At 43.7% G+C, this 18,217-nt stretch carries 18 protein-coding genes and 1 tRNA gene; 4 read left to right on the top strand and 15 right to left on the bottom strand.

From position 1 onward, the window contains the following. Positions 1-871 precede the first annotated feature (871 nt). Both F7D47_RS05530 and F7D47_RS05535 read left to right on the top strand, forming a co-directional pair. A complete protein-coding gene (locus F7D47_RS05530) occupies positions 872-1,993 on the top strand; it encodes a replication initiation protein (RefSeq protein ID WP_153085552.1) in 1,122 nt (373 codons plus the stop codon). A gap of 14 nt (positions 1,994-2,007) precedes the next feature. After that, on the top strand, positions 2,008-2,235 hold the full coding sequence (locus F7D47_RS05535) for a DUF4248 domain-containing protein (RefSeq protein WP_118067151.1): 228 nt from the start codon (positions 2,008-2,010) through the stop codon (positions 2,233-2,235). 222 nt (positions 2,236-2,457) lie between these two features. On the opposite strand, the gene F7D47_RS05540 is transcribed toward F7D47_RS05535, so the two are convergent. The 3 genes from F7D47_RS05540 to F7D47_RS05550 are packed head-to-tail and all read right to left on the bottom strand — an operon-like array spanning position 2,458 to position 4,095. Next, complete coding sequence (locus F7D47_RS05540) at positions 2,458-2,838, bottom strand: hypothetical protein (RefSeq protein WP_006846253.1); 381 nt, start codon at positions 2,836-2,838, stop codon at positions 2,458-2,460. A gap of 56 nt (positions 2,839-2,894) precedes the next feature. Next, positions 2,895-3,371, bottom strand: a complete 477-nt coding sequence (gene ribH / locus F7D47_RS05545; RefSeq protein WP_006846254.1) for a 6,7-dimethyl-8-ribityllumazine synthase — start codon at positions 3,369-3,371, stop codon at positions 2,895-2,897. 28 nt (positions 3,372-3,399) lie between these two features. Then, the gene (locus F7D47_RS05550; protein ID WP_153082383.1) at positions 3,400-4,095 is read right to left on the bottom strand and encodes a tetratricopeptide repeat protein; all 696 of its coding nucleotides are present in this window, start codon (positions 4,093-4,095) and stop codon (positions 3,400-3,402) included. Positions 4,096-4,305: 210 nt separating this feature from the next. Here F7D47_RS05550 and recF point away from each other — a divergent pair, with 210 nt between their 5' ends. Together recF and F7D47_RS05560 are read left to right on the top strand one after the other, a co-directional pair. Beyond that, entirely contained in the window at positions 4,306-5,403 is a 1,098-nt protein-coding gene (gene recF, locus F7D47_RS05555) for a DNA replication/repair protein RecF (RefSeq protein WP_153085553.1), read from the top strand. A 4-nt stretch (positions 5,404-5,407) separates the two neighbouring features. Beyond that, positions 5,408-5,698, top strand: a complete 291-nt coding sequence (locus F7D47_RS05560) for a DUF721 domain-containing protein (protein WP_153085554.1) — start codon at positions 5,408-5,410, stop codon at positions 5,696-5,698. Between the two features lie 18 nt (positions 5,699-5,716). On the opposite strand, the gene F7D47_RS05565 is transcribed toward F7D47_RS05560, so the two are convergent. The 12 genes from F7D47_RS05565 to F7D47_RS05620 form a co-directional block, all read right to left on the bottom strand. Next, positions 5,717-6,262, bottom strand: coding sequence for a 5-formyltetrahydrofolate cyclo-ligase (locus F7D47_RS05565; protein ID WP_153085555.1), 546 nt, complete (start codon positions 6,260-6,262; stop codon positions 5,717-5,719). A 3-nt stretch (positions 6,263-6,265) separates the two neighbouring features. Beyond that, positions 6,266-7,993 carry a S41 family peptidase gene (locus F7D47_RS05570; RefSeq protein ID WP_153085556.1) on the bottom strand — a complete coding sequence of 576 codons (1,728 nt, stop codon included), beginning with the start codon at positions 7,991-7,993 and terminating at the stop codon, positions 6,266-6,268. 45 nt (positions 7,994-8,038) lie between these two features. After that, on the bottom strand, positions 8,039-8,491 hold the full coding sequence (locus tag F7D47_RS05575; RefSeq protein WP_119226871.1) for a deoxycytidylate deaminase: 453 nt from the start codon (positions 8,489-8,491) through the stop codon (positions 8,039-8,041). Positions 8,492-8,495: 4 nt separating this feature from the next. Then, a complete protein-coding gene (locus F7D47_RS05580) occupies positions 8,496-10,583 on the bottom strand; it encodes a M3 family metallopeptidase (RefSeq protein WP_153085557.1) in 2,088 nt (695 codons plus the stop codon). A gap of 95 nt (positions 10,584-10,678) precedes the next feature. Next, positions 10,679-11,353 carry a Crp/Fnr family transcriptional regulator gene (locus F7D47_RS05585; protein WP_119226870.1) on the bottom strand — a complete coding sequence of 225 codons (675 nt, stop codon included), beginning with the start codon at positions 11,351-11,353 and terminating at the stop codon, positions 10,679-10,681. A 6-nt stretch (positions 11,354-11,359) separates the two neighbouring features. After that, positions 11,360-12,379 carry an FAD:protein FMN transferase gene (locus F7D47_RS05590; protein WP_153085558.1) on the bottom strand — a complete coding sequence of 340 codons (1,020 nt, stop codon included), beginning with the start codon at positions 12,377-12,379 and terminating at the stop codon, positions 11,360-11,362. A 21-nt stretch (positions 12,380-12,400) separates the two neighbouring features. Beyond that, positions 12,401-13,045 (bottom strand): DUF6048 family protein, encoded by a 645-nt coding sequence (locus F7D47_RS05595; RefSeq protein WP_118140433.1) that lies wholly within the window; start codon positions 13,043-13,045, stop codon positions 12,401-12,403. 1 nt (position 13,046) lies between these two features. Then, positions 13,047-13,526 (bottom strand): DUF6452 family protein, encoded by a 480-nt coding sequence (locus F7D47_RS05600; protein WP_118200465.1) that lies wholly within the window; start codon positions 13,524-13,526, stop codon positions 13,047-13,049. Continuing rightward, positions 13,514-14,485 carry a glycosyltransferase family 2 protein gene (locus tag F7D47_RS05605; RefSeq protein WP_153085559.1) on the bottom strand — a complete coding sequence of 324 codons (972 nt, stop codon included), beginning with the start codon at positions 14,483-14,485 and terminating at the stop codon, positions 13,514-13,516. The genes F7D47_RS05600 and F7D47_RS05605 overlap by 13 nt, the downstream gene beginning before the upstream one ends. Positions 14,486-14,520: 35 nt before the next feature. After that, on the bottom strand, positions 14,521-15,135 hold the full coding sequence (locus tag F7D47_RS05610; protein WP_006846268.1) for a DUF4199 domain-containing protein: 615 nt from the start codon (positions 15,133-15,135) through the stop codon (positions 14,521-14,523). A gap of 208 nt (positions 15,136-15,343) precedes the next feature. Next, positions 15,344-15,417, bottom strand: a tRNA-Thr gene (locus tag F7D47_RS05615). 192 nt (positions 15,418-15,609) lie between these two features. Then, the gene (locus F7D47_RS05620; protein ID WP_153085560.1) at positions 15,610-18,183 is read right to left on the bottom strand and encodes an endonuclease MutS2; all 2,574 of its coding nucleotides are present in this window, start codon (positions 18,181-18,183) and stop codon (positions 15,610-15,612) included. Positions 18,184-18,217 lie beyond the last annotated feature (34 nt).

The raw sequence follows: 18,217 nt of genomic DNA on the forward strand, positions 1-18,217 counted from the left end.
TTACTCAAGTGGCTCAATCAGCTTACTCAAGTGGCTCTGTCAGATTACTCAAGTGGCTCAATCAGCGAGTCCAGCCGTCTGAGTAAGCGAATCCAGCCGTCTGCGTAACCCAGTTCAGCCATATCCTTAACCCGACGCAGCCACATCAGTTGGTAAACGGAAGAACATCGTTTGTTTACCTCATTTGGGTGGGCAATGACTATCAGGGCAATTTAGTCTTTCAGAGGGTACCATGAGGGCCAATAATAGGTACCATCAGGGCCAATCATGTGTTTTCTGATATGCCCGAATGACTATCTTGGCAAATCTTAAAAATGCAAGACTTTGAATATCAGACAGTTAAATGCTAATTTTTCTTTCCTATACTATACCAAGTATATTATATATATACATTTACATCAATTACACTATACGTAATACGGGAAGAAAAAGATTTTTTTTTTCAACAAATCAGCTATTAAAATGCATTTTTTCTCTTCAAAAATTTGCATAAGTCTGAAATAAATATTATTTTTGCATCATGAAAGCGCGGAGAATGCATTTCTCCTCCCGATGAAGGACACCGGGATATGCTTTCGGTTAAGGATTAGAACATAGCTCATTGAGTAGGACTTCCCATCCCGAAAAGTGAGTGATCAAATAGTAATCCTTACAGGGCATTCTATGCCTGATAAATTTGATAAAAATTTATCGGCATGGATGCAGAGTAAGGTCTATTTGAAGCAAGATGGATGATGGGAAACGCCCTTTGTGGCAAATATTTTATCTTGCGATGTTTATCCTTACTCCAATTCCATGCCGGTTTTCAATAAACAACAACAATGACTTGCCCCAATCGGTAGGCCTCTAACGATTTTAACAGAAAACGGAAATGGAACAATTTAAGCAACAGCCTCCGGGCGGGCAGCAGTCCTTCCCTCAGACAAATCAACAAGAGAAACAACTGATAGCCATCCTTGGCGTACAGGGATTGTCTTACCAGAACTATTCGGTGGTAGAACTCAAAATCGTTCTACAGATTATCAGGCATGCCCAGAAAGTTATTCAAGACTATGTAGTGCCTTATCATACAACTTCACAAACTTTTAATGGCTTCACCGCAGAACAGAGAGCTGCAGACCACACCGATGTCATCATGAAACTGTCGGAGTTTCCTTATGGTGCTCATCATTATCCGCAATTGCGCGATGCCATCAAGCGTATAGAATCACAGCCCATCCTGCTGCCGTTCAAGCTGAAAAAACAGACATTATACCGGAAATTTGCATGCCTGTTCAAGAGTGAGATATACCAAGACCGGCACAAGAACTGGATGGTAAAATTCCGCTTCGACAACAACGTGATACGGTTTTTCTACAGTTATGAAAAGGGAGTCAGCCATATCGACCTCAATGCCATCAAGCAATGCCGCAGTGCATCGAGCATCAAGTTATATATCATCATGAACTGCTGGGGTGCAAAGGGATTCACTATCTGCAAAACGGCGCACTTCCAGCAACTGATGCATGGCAGGGCTGATTATTACAAGACCTGGTCGGAACTGGACAGAAAATGTCTGGTAACTGCCTGCAAAGACCTCAAACGCCTTTACCGTAACCGCATCATCGACCAGTATATTACCTATAAGCCTTTCTTTCTGGAAGAGGGTGAAAAAGTGAAGCATCACCTGCCCGAGCACATCACCTTTACTCTGCACGACCGTCGCACTTCATGCGAAACTGCAGAGGGTGGAGAAGTGAGCAGCGAACTGAGAGGGCAGCGGAGCAAACTGAAACTCCGGCTGCAATGCAATTATGATGTGAGCGAGAAGAAGGCTGAGCAGTTGAGCGGCTATCTCAGGTTAGATATGATTGGCGACCTGGAGGACTTCTTCCAGCGAAAGGATTATTACATAGCCAACTGCAGGCGTTCGAACAAGAAGATGAACACGGGTGGCTATATGACCACAGCCATGGTAGGTTTCTTTAAGGATCATGGTGTAGAAGGACTGTAAAAAATATAAAGCTTATGAATTATCCCCAACGTATGTACAGCAAGACCGAACTCGGTCTGCTCTACTTTCCCGACACAACCGACGGGGCGACAGCGCGCCGTCATATCATGGACTGGATTAAGCGTTGCGAGCCCCTCTGGAACGAGCTGCAGCGTTTAGGCTACCAGAATCGTAGCCAGTATTTCCCTCCCCGCCAGGTATCCACCATCTTCGAATATCTGGGCGAGCCGGGGGCGGAATAGGGAATGTTGAATGTTGAATGTTGAATGTTGAATGTTGAATGGTGAATGTTGAAAGGTAAAAAGGTAAAAAGGTAAAAAGAGCCTAGCGGAATGTTAAGCTAGGGTGCTCTTTTTACCTTTTTTTTAGGGGACCAGCGATGGAATCGCTGGGGACGGGGGCACGAAGGGGGTTAGGCTTTTTTACCTTTTTACCCTTTTACCTTTTTACCCTTTAAAGATAGTTTATTTCAATAACTTTTTGTAGTCCTTGTCAAATCCTTGAGGATGACGTCCGATGAAAAGAACATTGAGTAAGCAGTTGGCTGCCAGTTCTACATCATTGAGATCAGCGCCTTTGCCTTTTTTGACTTCCTTTCCCAGGCATACATCCCATGTGGACTGGAAACAGCTATCATTTGCTCCAACAAACATATCATTTGAGTCAGGATCTTCCATCAGTTCAAACTTGATAACCTTTTTGGATGTGATAGGTTGGATATTGCAAAGCATATCGAATGCTTTTTCAAAAATATCGCGATGCAACTGTGCATTTGGAAACATCACATTGACTGTTGGAAATATCTCTTCAAATTCAAACGACTGCAATAGCTGGTAGAGTTTCATATGCTTATACCTTATTATATATATAACATTCAGTTTATCAACTCTCGTTGTGAAGACTAGAACTTAGCCATCTTGATAGCATCTATAGCACACTCATCACCCTTGTTACCCAACTTGCCGCCGCTACGATCCTTAGCCTGCTGCAAATCGTTGGTAGTCAAGAGACCATAGATAACAGGAATTTCCTGAGTAGCATTCAGACGGGCAATTCCGTAGGTAACACCCTCGCAGATGTAATCGAAGTGAGGAGTTTCACCACGTATCACGCTACCTAAAATGATGACTGCATCATAGCCGCCATTCAAAACCATTTGATGGGCTCCGTAGATAAGTTCAAAGCTGCCTGGAACAGTTTTCACATGGATGTTCTCAGTGAGAGCTCCATGTTTTTCGAGTGTTTTTACTGCTCCGTCGAGCAAAGCGCCCGTTATCTCAGGATTCCATTCTGCTACAACGATACCAAAGCACATGTTACTGGCGTCTGGTATTTTAGTAAAGTCGTATTCAGATAAATTATGAAGTGCTGTTGCCATATTGATTTCGAATTGTTATCAGTACAGATTAGTTAGAAGCGCGCTCGATGTACTTGTCGATTTCGCCACTCTGTACGAGCATAGCGTTAACATACTTCTTCTTGGCATCCTGATAAAGCTTCAAAGCTTCGTCTTTCTTACCCTGGCTTTCGAGAATCTCGCCTGCCTTGATAATGAATACAGGAGAAAGACTGTTGTTTGTACCATCCTCGGCCTTGCTGTCAGCCATAGAAGCAGCCTTCTTGAAAGCATCTACAGCCTTGTCGAGCTGGTTGAGATGCGCATAAGCATCACCTAAAGCAGCTTCAGCAGCAGGACTGATCATCTGGTCGTCTTCTGAAGAGAAAGATTCCAGACTCTTCTGAGCTTCTGCCCATTTGCCGAGGTTTGCATAGCAAAGACCTGCATAGAGGTTTGCCAGGTTACCTGCATCTGTGCTGCTGTATTCGTCAGCAATCTTAGTAAAACCTACATAGCCAGCGCCATCACCCTTCAATGCCTGCTCATACATCTGGTTAGCAAAGTAGGTCTGACCCTTAGCAAGCATAGTGCTAGCCTTGTCCTCACGAGGACCTGAGATCTGAGATACATAACCGAATACACCTGCAATGATAACAATGATAGCTACTACTGCAATGATAATTGCCTTCTTGTACTTCAAGAAGAAGGCCTCACGAATGTTTAGGCTCTCTGTTTCCTGAGCCTGTACGTTGTTGTTTGCCATTTTTATTTTGCTTTTTTTATTATTCTATACTTTTTAGTTTCTGGCTTTGGGGCAATCTGTTCAATAGAAAGTTAGCTTTCAAATTGTGGAATGCCGCTAAACTTCTGCAAATTTACTCAATTTTATTCAATTATTGAAATTTCTAGCCTATTTTTTTTGTTTTTTCCTCTTTTTCTGCTAACTTTGCACTATAAAAGCAGAAAAGAGACTATGATTTTAAAGAATATTTCCATTATTAACTTTAAAAATATAAAGAGCGCCAATCTGGAGTTGTCGCCCAAAATCAATTGTCTGATAGGACATAATGGCATGGGAAAGACTAATTTCCTTGATGCCATCTACTATCTCTCTTTCTGTAGGAGTGCCTATAATTCTATCGATTCCCAGATTATTACTCATGATGAGCCTTTCTTTATGCTGGAGGGAAATTATGATAATGATAAGGGGGAGATAGAGAATGTTTATTGTGGCATGAAACGGGGTACTAAGAAGCATTTCAAGAGAAACAAGAAGGAGTATAAGCGTCTTTCGCAACATATTGGACTTATCCCTCTGATTCTGGTTTCTCCATCTGATGTTTCTCTGATAGAAGGAGGAAGTGAAGAGCGCAGAAAACTGATGGATGTGGTCATCTCTCAGTATGATTACTCTTATATAGAGGCTTTAGCCAACTATAATAAGGCTTTGCAACAGAGAAATGCTTTGCTGAAAATGGAGGAGGAGCCTGATATTACGTTGCTGGAACTTTGGGAGCAGCAGATGGCGAGCAATGGTGAATTGCTGTACCAGAAACGGCAGGCTTTCGTTGACGAACTGGTTCCGCTGTTTCAGCAGATTTATCAGCAGATTTCGGGTGATAAGGAGCAGGTCCGTCTTCGCTATGTTTCTCATTGTCAGAGAGGCCCTCTGTTGGATGTTATCCAGCGCGACCGGTTTAAGGACCGTGCCGTAGGGTATTCGCTGCATGGTGTTCACCGTGACGACCTGGAGTTTTTGCTGGGTGATTATCCGATGAAGAGAGAGGGAAGTCAGGGGCAGAACAAAACTTTCGTGATTGCCCTGAAACTGGCTCAATTTACTTTCCTGCAGCGCACGAGTTCCAATACGCTTCCTTTGCTCCTCTTGGATGATATTTTCGATAAGTTGGATGCTCAGCGGGTTGAGTCTATAGTAAAACTTGTTGCCGGTGACCATTTCGGACAGATTTTTATTACTGATACGAACCGTGATCATTTGGATAAGATTCTCCAGAACATGCAGGGAGATCATACGATATTCTATGTAGAGAATGGGGAAATAATAAAGTAAGAATATGTTTAAAAGAAAAGTTAAGTCAATAGCAGAACTCTTGCCCGAATTTCTGAGAAAGGAAGGGTTGGAGACTCCTTTACAGCAGAAACGCCTGATCATGAGTTGGGATTCTGTTGTAGGGGAAAATATTGCTGCATATTGTGGTGATAAGTTTATCAAGAACCAGACTCTCTATGTAAAGATAGAGAATGCTGCATTGAGGGCTGACCTCACGATGAGCCGTGCTAACCTTGTTCACCGTTTGAATGAACAGGTTGGTGCACAGGTTATTGCAGATATACGCTTTTATTAATATTCCCCGCTCTATATGCTATATGATTTCGTCCATGCATATATCTGTAGGTGTAACAGGAAGGAGTCCTTCCTCTGTTATCTTCTGGAAGTCGAAACAGATTCCTATTTTGTATGCATGTGGAATCTGGACAAGAAATCTGTCGTAATAGCCTTTTCCTCTTCCTAACCGGTTGCCTTTCATATCGAAACTCATACCTGGGATTACGGCAAGTTCTATCTCAGGATATTTCTCTTCCGGATAAATCTTACCTTTCGGTTCAAGTATATGATAGGCTCCTTCCTTCAGGTCCTTAACTCCAGTATATTCTCTCAATTCCATATTCGTATCATCCAGCACAACGGGCAGTATCACCCGTTTGCCCCTGGAAACAAGTTGGTCTATATAATGATGGGTGTCCACTTCATCAGGAAGCGAATAGTACATCAGTATGGTTTGGGCATTCTGAAGATGCGGATTGGAATCTAAACGTGATAATACAGAAAGCGACAGTTCCTCAAGCTGTCTTGAGGAATACTGTCGCTTTCTGTATTTTATGATTTTTCTTAATTCTTTCTTGTCCATGCCTTAAGCATTTGCTATCATACAATTATTATGGTGTAAGGAAGAATAGTTGTAGGGCGTATTCGCCATAGCTATCTTTTCTTTCTTCGCAGCGCCTTTTTTTGCTGGCTCTGGTTTCTTTGGAAATGCTGCATGGTTCTCAAATACATCCAGCGTCTTTTTGATGACTGGATCATCAAGATTGATGTACTGGGTCCATGCCTGCTCGTCCAACATATTGTAGATGATGCGGCTGTCGATGACGCGGTCAAGGAGTTTGTGTGACTTCTTGATTAAGAGATTTCTGCGTTTCAAGCCATGATTATCTGCATAGCGGACAAACTGTTCAACCATGTTCTGACTGTCAAGATAATCGGCAAGTTCCATCATCTCCTTGAAGTTGTTCAACTTCGGACGGTTATCGTCTGTATAAGTGAAGGCAAATTGCAAGATGAGACCACTCATGCTTGCCTCCTTGAAATAGGATGTCATGCCGAGTGTATCTTCAGGAACAAAGATGTCTGGGGTGATACCACCTCCACCATAGACAATACGGCCGTTATTTGTATGATAAGCTGGTCCTGTATGCTTGATGCTATCCTGTGAGAAGAACTCTCCGTGCTGATATCTGTCAAGCAAGTCTTGCTCATAATCCTTGTCATCGCCCAGCGTATATGGCTTCTGGATGCATCTTCCTGAAGGAGTATAGTAGCGCGCAATGGTCAGACGGATGAGGCTGTGGTCAGGGAATTCTATCTGTTGCTGAACCAGTCCCTTACCAAACGAGCGTCGTCCGATGATGGTAGCACGGTCATTATCCTGCATGGCACCCGCAAAGATTTCTGCAGATGATGCAGAACCTTCATTGATGAGAACTACCATCGGAATCTTCTGGTAGGCACCCTTACCGTCACTCATATAGTTATGTCTAGGCGACTTGCGTCCCTGGGTGTAAACGATGAGCTTCTTGTCTGGCAAGAATTCGTTTGCCATGTTTACTGCAGCCGTCAGGTAACCTCCAGAGTTATCGCGAAGGTCAATACAGAGGTTGGTGAATCCCTGTTGTGAGAGTTTGGCAAGAGCAATCAGCATTTCCGGATAGGTGTTCTCGCCAAAGTTCTTGATACGGATATAGCCCGTTTTATCGTTGAGCATGTAAGCAGCAGTAACACTCTTTGTCGGTATTTCACCTCGGGTTACGTTAAAGGTCTGAACCTTCTTGCTTCCATATCGTATAACTCCGATTTTTACCTTGGTATCCTTTGGACCCTTCAGGCGATGCATAGCCTCTTGGTTGGTAACAATCTTTCCTACAAAAGGTTTGCCGTCTACGGCTACAATCTTATCTCCTGCCAAAAGTCCGGCTTTCTCGGCAGGACCATTCTGTATCACATTCTGTATATGTATTGTATCCTGGCGGATGACAAACTCTACGCCTACACCCGAGAACGAGCCTTTCAGATCGTCGGTGGCCTGAGCTGCGTCTTTAGCACTGATATATACGGAATGTGGATCCAGTTCTGCCAAAATCTGTGGAATTGCCTTATCTACCAGCGAGTCGATGTTCACGGCATCTACATATTGGTCATCAATAAGATGGAGCAGGTTGTTCAGACGGTTGCTTCCACTATTGATAACGTTGAGGCGATTTCCAGAGAAATGGTTGGAAAAGAATGTTCCGATGATAATACCTATCACAACACAGAATGCCATGATGAATGGCATAAAGCGGTTGGTCTTATTCTTACTCATGTTCATAACAATTCTCTTTTTACTAACGTTTTATCTATCTTATCTCTAATCTTCTTCAGAAGATGTTTTTTCATCAGGATTGAGGTATTCTACCTTGATTCCTGCGCGTTGCATCAGTTTGATACCATCGTCCAGACGGTATTTCTCTGCATATACAACACGCTTGATGCCCGACTGTATAATCAGTTTGGCACATTCTATACATGGAGAGGCGGTGACGTAAAGCGTACTTCCCTCACTGTTATTGCTGCTGCGAGCCAGTTTCGTGATAGCATTCGCCTCTGCATGGAGAACGTATGGCTTGGTTACGTTGTTATCCTCACAGACATTTTCAAATCCGCTCGGTGTACCGTTGTAGCCATCACTGATAATCATTTTATCTTTTACAACCAGTGCACCTACCTGTCGGCGTTTGCAATAGCTGTTTTCAGCCCATATACGTGCCATTCGCAAATAGCGAAGGTCGAGCTTGGTTTGTTTGGAAAGTTCGTTTGCCATCCTCTTATCCTTTATGTTGTACCTTGATTTCGTTACGTTCCAGCAGTGCATCGATGGTTGGCTCTTGTCCACGGAATCGTTTGTAGAGAGTCATAGGATGCTCTGTTCCACCCTTAGAGAGTACGTTGTCACGGAAACTTTGAGCCGTCTTCTGGTCGAAGATTCCATTCTTCTTGAATACACTGAAAGCATCAGCATCCAATACTTCTGCCCATTTGTAGCTATAGTATCCTGCGGCATAACCTCCTGCCATGATGTGTGAGAACTGTACGGTCATACAGGTTTCTGGCAACAGTGGCAATATCATCGCCTTTTTCCAGGCTTCCTTTTCATAAGGTATGATGTCGGCAGTAAATTCTTTCTTTTGGGTGTAGTATGCCATGTCAAGCAATCCGAAACTTACCTGGCGCAAGCAACCGTAGGCTGCCATGAAGTTGCGACTCTTTATGATGCGCTCTATGAGATCATCTGGCAATGGTTCACCTGTCTGATAGTGGAAGGCAAATGTACGGAGAAAATCTTTCTCTATTGCATAATTCTCCATAAACTGTGATGGCAATTCTACGAAGTCCCACCATACGTTGGTTCCCGAAAGACTCTCGAAGCGGGTATTGGCAAACATGCCGTGAAGACTGTGACCAAACTCGTGGAGGAAGGTTTCTACTTCTCCTAATGTCAAGAGAGCAGGTTTTTCCTCTGTTGGCTTGGTAAAGTTCATTACCACACTTACGTGAGGACGTATGTTGTTGCCCTTATGGTCTATCCACTGTCCCTGGAACTCTGTCATCCAGGCACCTCCTTGCTTGCCCTTGCGAGGGAAGAAGTCGGCATAGAATACAGCCAGATAGCTGCCGTCTTTATCAAATACCTCGTATGCCTTGACGTCTGGGTGGTATACCGGTATCTCTTTGTTCTCCTTAAAGGTGATGCCATACAGTTTGTTGGCGAGTCCGAACACACCGTCTATCACTTTATCCAGCTGGAAATAAGGGCAAAGCATTTCTGCATCGAGATTATATTTCTCCATCTGGAGTTTATGAGAATAGAAGCCGAAATCCCATGGTTTCATTTCGAAATCTTCACCCTCCAACTTCTTGGCAAGGGCTTCCACTTCTTCCACTTCCTTTTCTGCCGTTGGCTTATAAGCATCTATCAGGTCGTTGAGAAGTTTATATACATGTTCTGTATTGCTTGCCATACGGTGGCGAAGAACATAGTCGGCATAGGTTTCGAAACCGAGCAACTGGGCGAGTTCTCTGCGCAGGTTTACCAGTCGTTTGCAGATTTCCAGGTTGTTCTGCTCGTTATCATGGGTACATACCGTATTGCGTGCCATATACATCTGTTTGCGGAGTTCACGCTGGGTAGAGTAGGTCATAAATGGAGAATAACTTGGATAATCGAGTGTGAAGATCCAGCCTTCTTTTTCCTGCTCTTTGGCGGTATGCGCAGCGGCAGCTTTTGCTGTTTCTGGAAGTCCGTCGAGCTGAGCTTCGTCTGTGATATGGAGCGTAAAAGCCTTGTTTTCTTTTAAGAGATTCTGTGAGAACTGCAGAGTGAGCATACTGGCTTCTTCTGTAAGTTTGCGAAGTTTCTCTTTACCTTCTTCATCTAAGAGTGCACCGCTGCGTACGAATCCGTCATAGCTGGTGTCCAGAAGCATTTTCTCTTCAGGAGTCAGTTCTCTGTTGGGATGATCGTGAACGAACTTGATGCGCTCGAAGAGTTTCTTGTTCAGCGTGATGTCATTTGCGTGCTTGGTGAGAATCGGACTCATCTTCTGTGCAATCTCTTCCATCTCATCGCAGGTTTCAGCACTCATCATGCAAGAGAATACGTTAGATACACGGCTCAAGAGGTCGTAATAGTGTTCGCCCTTATCGGGATCAACTCTTGCAATGGTATTCTCAAAGGTTGGTTCTGCCGGATCGTTTACAACCTTGTCTGTAGCCTCGTCATCACGGCGGATTCCCTCCATGAATGCTGGCTCATAATCTTCGAGACGGATTCGTTCGAATGGTACTGTATCGTGCGGTGTATTGTAAGGCACGAAGAATGGGTTGGTTCTATTTTGTTTTGTATTGTCTTGCATATTGTTACTTTTTAGCTGCAAAGTTAGCAAAAAAATGCCTTATTGCCTTGATAATAAACGTTTTTAACTTATATTTATCGGTCGTTATACTTTCTTTATCGTTTGATGAGATTTTCCAGTGCAGGGATATAGATTCTGCCTCGTTCTAGCTGGATAAGTCCTTCTGACTGTAGTTCGTTGAGGGCTTTGGATACATAGATGCGCTTTACATTCATCTCTTCTGCTAAACGGGTCATCTTGATATGAAAGATTTTCTCGCCTGCCGGGCGGACGCTGTGGCTCTCGAAGAAACGGATCAGACGCTCACTCAGTGTCTTGGCAGGAACTCTGAACAGTCTGCGGTTGTTCTTCTGGGATTGGGTGCAGACCAAGTTCAGAAGATTGATGCGGAATATTTCATATTCATCGGATAACTTCATGATCTCTTGCTTGCTGACTGACATGATGCTGCAGTTGTTCTTTGCCACATAAGTGTGAGTGAAACGCTGGGTAAGACCGAAAAGTCGTTCCAGCTGGAATGATTCCGGTGCCGAAATGTCTTCTTCTACCTGATAGCCGTAGTCATCTGCCTGGGTTATCACCTTAATGTCTCCACTGATTAAATAATATAGACGTGTACAACTGGTGCCTTCTTCAACTATAGTTTCACCCGCTTCCAGTTTTTGAAAGTCAAAACGGGTTTTACCAGCTACATTTTGGAAGTCATAGCAAGTCATTCCCAGGAATAATGGGAGTGATAATAAACTGTCGTATAGTCTATTGGTTGACATGTAAGTTTATTTATTTAATATCTTGTTTTTGAGAGACGGTGAATACCATATCTTGTTTTGTCCTTTCTCGTCAGCATAGATGAGATATGCACAGAGGTCCGGATGCTTTTTCAGAATCTGTTTTGCACCCTCCATTCCCATTACCATAAACGAGGTAGCATAGGCATCGGCTGTAGCACAGTTCTTGGCTAAAACCGTTGCTGATAAGATGTTATGCTGTACAGGATAGCCTGTTTTTGGGTCTATGGTATGTGCATACTTCTTGCCGTTTTTATAATAGAAGTTTCTGTAGTTACCACTCGTAGCCATGGCGATGTCGGTAATATCAAGTACATCCTGTATCTCCTGGCTTGTATTGGTTGAATCGTCTGTTGGCTTGTTGATACCAATATGCCAAGGTACTTGTTTCTCGCTAACACCGTTTACTACGATTTCTCCACCAATCTCAACCATAAAGTTGCTGATACCCTTCTTTTTCAGGAATCTGGCAACAATGTCGCTGCCATATCCTTTGGCGATAGCAGAACAGTCAAGCATGGTCTTAGGATTTTGCTTGATGATGCGTCCCTTTTCCAGGGCTACTTTCTCATAACCAACCAGCGTTTTGATACTGTCTATCTTGGCTTTCGTAGGAGGTACCCCCTGCTTGAATCCAAAGCCCCAGAGGTTTACCATTGGGGCAACCGTGATATCAAAGGCTCCATTGGTTTCTTTTGAGATACTTTCTGCCATGCGGAATACTTCGGTAAACATTTCGTCTACTTCGATATCTTTACCTTGGTTTACCTGTGTGATGATAGAGGTCTTGTTGAAGGGAGACAAAGATTGGTCTACCTTCTTGAGCTCTGCTTCTATCTCTTGCTGGTAGTTGGTATCACTCTGATAGGTAATGTGATAGATGGTGCCAAAGATAAAGCCGGTATCTTTCTGATAGGGCGTATTATGCTGCTGACGTATGATAACGATGGTACCAACGATAAGTATCAACAGAAATGGAATTTGCCAGATAAGTTTCTTTTTTTTCATTCTTTACACATTATGAAGTCTTTAAATCTCTAGGGTTACATTGAATGTTCCGCCAAGGCGTGAACCTCCCTGCTTACCGTAGCCTGGCACATACCAGGTGTTGCCTAATTCTCCATCGTTCTTGAAGAGGCGGCGTTTGTATCTGAAACTCCAGCCCATACGGACGGGACCCCAGATTTTGGCATCAATACCTATTACGCCTTCCAGCCAATGATAGTTGCAGGAAATGCCGTTACCTCCATAGGGCGTTTCACCGCCCCATACTGGGTCTGTAACGGGTGGGGCGCTCAGGTCATATTCATAATAGGTGCAGGCATAACGGAAACCGCCAAACAGACGGTAGTCGTCGTGTTTGTTCTTCAGAAGATTCCAGTCTACACCTAATCTGAAATAGGGAGCGCTGGTCTTGTAGGTGATTTGGGTTGCCTCATCGCTGGCATCTGCCTTTCCATAACCCAATTCGAAAACAGGATAATACTTGTCTTTCAGATTGATACGGAGAGATGCTTCGTACTGCCCATAGTCGCTAACCATCAACTGTACGGGACCTATCAGGTCAACTCCCACAGCCATACCTCTAAAAAAAGGTATGGTATCAGGCTGCTGCTCTATGATCTTCTTCTTGCTTTGGGCCTGACAGGGGAGAACAGCAAATAGGGATAGCATACTAGTTGCGGCTGCCAAAATATATGTAGAAATGTGCTTTGGATGCATCATAATTTACCTCTTTTTGATTGATGACTATTGAGTCAATATAATTGTGAGTAGTCTTAACACCGGTTATCGTATGGAAGAACGATGGACTGCAGTCTACCGACTCAAAATGAGAGCGGTTTTCCTTTGATACAGTCACGGTGTCCTTGAATACTTGCTTCGATAGGGTATGTATCTCGAAAAACAATACGTCTTCATCCAGGCTGTAACTCATAGGCAGACTGAAACTGTCTACGTTTACATCCTTATTGATCAGCACACTATCTGTTCCTGCTATCTTTTTCGTAGAAATCGTTAGCGTGTCTTTTAGCGTTTTGTTGTCGCCCATCAACTTGTATTTGGTATATACGGTATTGTTGAGTGGGCAGTCGAGAGATGTACATCCCATCATGGCTAGAACCATGAAAACGACGAAAGGTATTATTTTCCGCATCTTATTTCTTTTTCTATTTGATAATCGTTACGGTTTGGGTTCTGGCGGCTGATAAGGTCGCCCAGGAATCCGGCAAGGAACAGCTGGCTACCCAAAACCATCGCTACAAGAGCAATGAAGAAGTAAGGTGAATCGGTAATGAGATGTCCGTAGATGCCATTGTGCAGGTCGATGGCCTTGTCTATACCTAAGCCGATGAGCGATAGGAAGGCTATGAAGAATACGACGCTACCCAGGAAGCCGAATACGTGCATTGGCTTTTTGCCAAAATTGCTCAGGAACCAGAGAGTCATCAGGTCAAGATAACCATTTACAAAACGGTTCCATCCCATAAACTTTGATTTTCCGAACTTTCTTGCCTGATGATGAACAGGTTTTTCGCCAATTCTGGCAAAGCCTGCATTCTTGGCTAGATATGGAATATAGCGATGCATCTCACCATATACCTCGATATTCTTAACTACGTCGAGGCGATAAGCTTTCAGACCGCAGTTGAAGTCGTGCAGATTGTGTATGCCGCTTACTTTGCGTGCAGTAGCATTGAAGAGTTTGGTAGGGATGGTCTTGCTCAGAGGGTCTCCTTCTTTACGGTTCTGCTTGTAACCTGACACGAGGTCGTATCCCTCTTTCTTAATCATCTGGTAGAGTCCCGGAATCTCGTCTGGAGAATCCTGCAGATCGGCATCCATGGTGATGACAACATCGCCCTGCGCTTCTTTGAAACCACAGAAGAGTGCTGGGCTCTTTCCATAGTTTCTGCGGAATTTGATACCCTTCACTTGCTCGTTCTTCTCGGCAAGTTCTTCTATGACGTTCCATGAACGGTCGGTAGAACCGTCGTTCACAAAGATGACTTCATAAGTAAAATCGTTTGAGTCCATTACTCGCTTTATCCAGGCGAAGAGCTCTGGTAACGACTCTTCCTCATTGAAAAGAGGAATTATTACTGAAATATCCATTATCTTGTATTTATCTGTTTGTTTCTTATTTATTGTTATTTTGTATGCTGTTGTTTATCCTTCTTTGCCATTACAGCAGCAATAATCGGACTGAGTACAGCACCTGCTACCAGGTCGGTAATCATAAACATGGAAGCCCAGGCTATCGGTTTCATCATACTGACGGCATCAAGAAGGGCTTTAGATTCCCCTGCAGTTAACTGATACGCTTGTGCTACAATCTGATAGTTGGTTTGCAGTTGGTTCATGAATAGACCCGTATCCATAAAACGGAACCAAAGATATTGCACAAGGGTAAGCAGAAGGGTTGCATTGAAGAATGTCTGGATGCAATAGTAGAATGCATGACGGAAAGAGATATGTCCGTCTCTTGCATAGTCACGGAATGCCTTCAGTCGCTTGGCCACAACAAATGGGGTTGCTATGATGAGAATGTTGGAAATGAATCCCAGCATCTGGTATTGCGGGTCTACTGCCAGCATGGTACATACGAAACTGACAATCCAGACAGCTCCGAGGATGGCACCATCTTGCCGGGCAAATGCTTTGGTTTGTCTTATCTTGCCTGTGTCGATGATAATCGTTTTAACCTTATGCATTTGCTGGCTTGTTTTCTTTTCTTCCTGATTCTCGTTATTTTCTGTATTCATTGTTTTTATTGTATTTCTACGGATGTAACATATCAATTTGCAAAAATACAACTTTTTTATTATATAAGGTGTAAAGGGTGGAAATATTTATATATAATTAAAGATAAATCCTCGTGAAATAGAGGTTTCAACTGTCATGTTATGAAATATAGAAGTAAAATGTATGTAAATAAAAAAAAGGAACCTTCTAAAAGAAGATTCCTTTTTGAGCCTCTTGTCGGATTCGAACCAACGACCCCGAGATTACAAATCACGTGCTCTGGCCAACTGAGCTAAAGAGGCGGGTGGACAAGCGATTCATATCGCACCGCTACAACCAAGTACCCTTGCTATGTTCCCATCCTGGGGGATTCCGAGGGAGCTGGTCGTATGAGACTTGTCCGTCTCAATTTTTAAGCGGGTGCAAAGGTACGGTTTTTCTTTGAACCCGCCAAATGTTTTGCCGAAAAACTTCAGTTGTTTAACGTTTGTTTGCTAAAAATCAACTACCGTAATGCCTGATCCGCCAAATTGTACGTGTTCATCTGCATAATGGGTCACATTAGGCACACTACTCAGATATTGGCGAATGAGCTGTCTTAGGATGCCATTTCCCTTTCCATGAAGGATTCTGACTCGTGGCATTCCTACCAGGATAGCATCATCGATGAAGTATTGTACCGCATTAAGTGCTTCATCGCCTCGCATTCCGCGAACGTCCAGATCCTGGTGGAAGTTGGATTTATGAGAGTCAATGGTCTTTCTGGTTTCCTTACTGATACCGTATGAAGCCAGATTTTCCTTGCGCTCTTCTGTCTTGTCTGCATTTTCAACAGGAGTTGTGGCATGCTCCAGACGGTTCAGGCGCATCTTGGTTCTCATTCCTCCAAATACGGCAGTTGCTGTATCTCCAGTAATGTTTTCTATCTTTCCGATTGTAGTCAGTCCCTTGATGCGCACCGTATCGCCAATCTGAATATCACGTTTACTATCTTCTTGAGTCTTGTTCTGTGCATTCCTCAGTGCTGCTGCAGCCTTTTCCTGATTCTCTTTCTTTTCAGCCTGGCGCTTGGCATGGCGCTCTTTGCGTTGTTGAATCTGGGCTATCTTGCGGGCAATTTTGTCATCGGTCTCCTTGGTATCAATTTCCTGAACCTCTTGCTTGAAGGTATCAAGTTCCTGACGGATACGGCGGGTTTCTTCTTTTTCAGCCTGGCTTTCTTTGATTTCCCGGATGGCGTTTTCGATTCTCTTGTTACTTTCTTTCAGAAGTTCTGCGGCTTCTTCTTTTGCCTTTTTGAGAATTGCCTTTCTGCTTCGCTCAATATCCTCTATGTCGTTTTCGTACTTGGAGATTGTTTTCTCCATGTCTTTTTCACGCTGATGGATATTCTGGCGTTTGTTTTCCCAATATCGCTTGTCACGAACAATATCCTGCAGATACTTGTCGCTTTGAATGTATTCAGAACCAACGATATCTGATGCTTCCTTGATTACTTCTTCGGGTAATCCTATCTTTCTTGCAATTTCAATAGCAAAGGAAGAACCAGGTCTGCCGATGGCTAATTGGAAGAGGGCTTTCATCTCATGGCGGTCGTAGAGCATGGCACCGTTAACCACTCCTTCATGGCTGTCGGCAAAATGCTTCAGGTTCTGATAGTGGGTGGTAATCACACCATAAGCTTGCTGCTTGCAGAACTTGTCGAGTACGGCTTCGGCGATAGCTCCTCCGATTCCTGGCTCTGTACCTGTACCAAACTCATCTATCAGAATGATGGTCTCGCTATTGGCTGCCTTCATCATATTCTTCATGTTCAGAAGATGAGATGAGTAGGTACTCAAGTCGTTCTCCAGACTCTGTTCGTCACCGATATCAATCATGATGTTTTGGAAAACACCTGTCTTTGAACGCTCACTTACAGGGATGCTCAAACCGCATTGCAGCATGTACTGTAATAATCCGACGGTTTTCAGACAGACAGATTTGCCGCCTGCATTTGGACCGGAGATGATAAGAATGCGTTTGTCCTGTGTAAGCATGATATCCAACGGAACTACTTTCTCGTTTTTTTTCTGTAGAGATAGCTGCAATAATGGGTGCATCGCACGGGTCCAGTCTATGTGTGGGTGGTCTTCTACCTCGGGTTCTATGGCTTTGAAGATATCAGCCAGTTTTTGCTTGGCTTGTATCAGGTCAATGATGGCAAGGAAACGGTAACTGTCTAGAATTTCCTTGGAGTATGGACGTACCTTGTTGGTAAAGTCGGTGAGGATGCGAATGATTTCCTTTCTCTCTTCACCCTCCAGTTCACGTACACGGTTGTTCGCCTCTACCACCTCGGTAGGTTCTATAAAGACTGTTTTACCTGTGGCACTCTCATCGTGTACGATACCTTTGATTTTACGCTTCAGAGTAGGGATGACGGGAATAACCAGTCTGCCGTCACGCAGGGTAGGGGTAACATCTTTTTCTACGATGCCTTCACTTTGTGCCGAGCGCAATATACTATATAAGGTACGTGAGATGCTGCCCTCTGTCTTTGCCAGTTCTCTGCGAATCTGAAGAAGTTCAGGGGTTGCGTTATCTCTTATCTTGCCGAATTTGTCAAGTATCTGGTCGATGCGCTGAATCAGTTGTGGAAAAGTAACTACATCTTGCGAAAGGCGATGTAGGGCTGGGTAGGGATATTTTTTCTCTCTTTTCCATCCGTCTTCCGGCTCGTCATCGTCATCGCTGTGATTCAATATTTTCACCATATCTGCTATGGTAGACAGTGAACGTCGCAAGTCAAACAGCTCGTCCTCCTCCAGGTGACTGTTTTCTACACGGATACGGAGGATGCTCTCCCTTACGTCATAGAAATATTGTAGGGGAAAGTCTTCTACTTCCTCCATCAGTCTGCGGAACTCACGCACCTGCATGAGCCATTCGTTAACTTGTTCTGCATCGCTGCTGAATGCCATCTTGTCTACCTGTTCCTTTCCGAGTGGAGAGAGGCATCTTTCGCGCAGCATCTTGCGGATTTCATTGAATCCTATCTTATTTTCAAAATTATCTGGATATATCATGGGTGCAAAGGTAGTGCAAATCGAAGACAATACA

Origin of the sequence: Segatella copri, from assembly GCF_009494835.1 — a bacterium.
Lineage (GTDB): Bacteria > Bacteroidota > Bacteroidia > Bacteroidales > Bacteroidaceae > Prevotella > Prevotella copri_F.

Coding starts and splice junctions, on each gene's coding strand:
- F7D47_RS05620 (WP_153085560.1), bottom strand. CDS start 18,183: ATGATATATCCAGATAATTTTGAAAATAAGATAGGATTCAATGAAATC.
- F7D47_RS05560 (WP_153085554.1), top strand. CDS start 5,408: ATGTTTAAAAGAAAAGTTAAGTCAATAGCAGAACTCTTGCCCGAATTT.
- F7D47_RS05595 (WP_118140433.1), bottom strand. CDS start 13,045: ATGCTATCCCTATTTGCTGTTCTCCCCTGTCAGGCCCAAAGCAAGAAG.
- F7D47_RS05575 (WP_119226871.1), bottom strand. CDS start 8,491: ATGGCAAACGAACTTTCCAAACAAACCAAGCTCGACCTTCGCTATTTG.
- F7D47_RS05590 (WP_153085558.1), bottom strand. CDS start 12,379: ATGAAAAAAAAGAAACTTATCTGGCAAATTCCATTTCTGTTGATACTT.
- F7D47_RS05570 (WP_153085556.1), bottom strand. CDS start 7,993: ATGAGTAAGAATAAGACCAACCGCTTTATGCCATTCATCATGGCATTC.
- F7D47_RS05565 (WP_153085555.1), bottom strand. CDS start 6,262: ATGGACAAGAAAGAATTAAGAAAAATCATAAAATACAGAAAGCGACAG.
- F7D47_RS05600 (WP_118200465.1), bottom strand. CDS start 13,526: ATGCGGAAAATAATACCTTTCGTCGTTTTCATGGTTCTAGCCATGATG.
- F7D47_RS05585 (WP_119226870.1), bottom strand. CDS start 11,353: ATGTCAACCAATAGACTATACGACAGTTTATTATCACTCCCATTATTC.
- F7D47_RS05540 (WP_006846253.1), bottom strand. CDS start 2,838: ATGAAACTCTACCAGCTATTGCAGTCGTTTGAATTTGAAGAGATATTT.
- F7D47_RS05605 (WP_153085559.1), bottom strand. CDS start 14,485: ATGGATATTTCAGTAATAATTCCTCTTTTCAATGAGGAAGAGTCGTTA.
- F7D47_RS05580 (WP_153085557.1), bottom strand. CDS start 10,583: ATGCAAGACAATACAAAACAAAATAGAACCAACCCATTCTTCGTGCCT.
- F7D47_RS05535 (WP_118067151.1), top strand. CDS start 2,008: ATGAATTATCCCCAACGTATGTACAGCAAGACCGAACTCGGTCTGCTC.
- recF (WP_153085553.1), top strand. CDS start 4,306: ATGATTTTAAAGAATATTTCCATTATTAACTTTAAAAATATAAAGAGC.
- ribH (WP_006846254.1), bottom strand. CDS start 3,371: ATGGCAACAGCACTTCATAATTTATCTGAATACGACTTTACTAAAATA.
- F7D47_RS05610 (WP_006846268.1), bottom strand. CDS start 15,135: ATGAATACAGAAAATAACGAGAATCAGGAAGAAAAGAAAACAAGCCAG.
- F7D47_RS05550 (WP_153082383.1), bottom strand. CDS start 4,095: ATGGCAAACAACAACGTACAGGCTCAGGAAACAGAGAGCCTAAACATT.
- F7D47_RS05530 (WP_153085552.1), top strand. CDS start 872: ATGGAACAATTTAAGCAACAGCCTCCGGGCGGGCAGCAGTCCTTCCCT.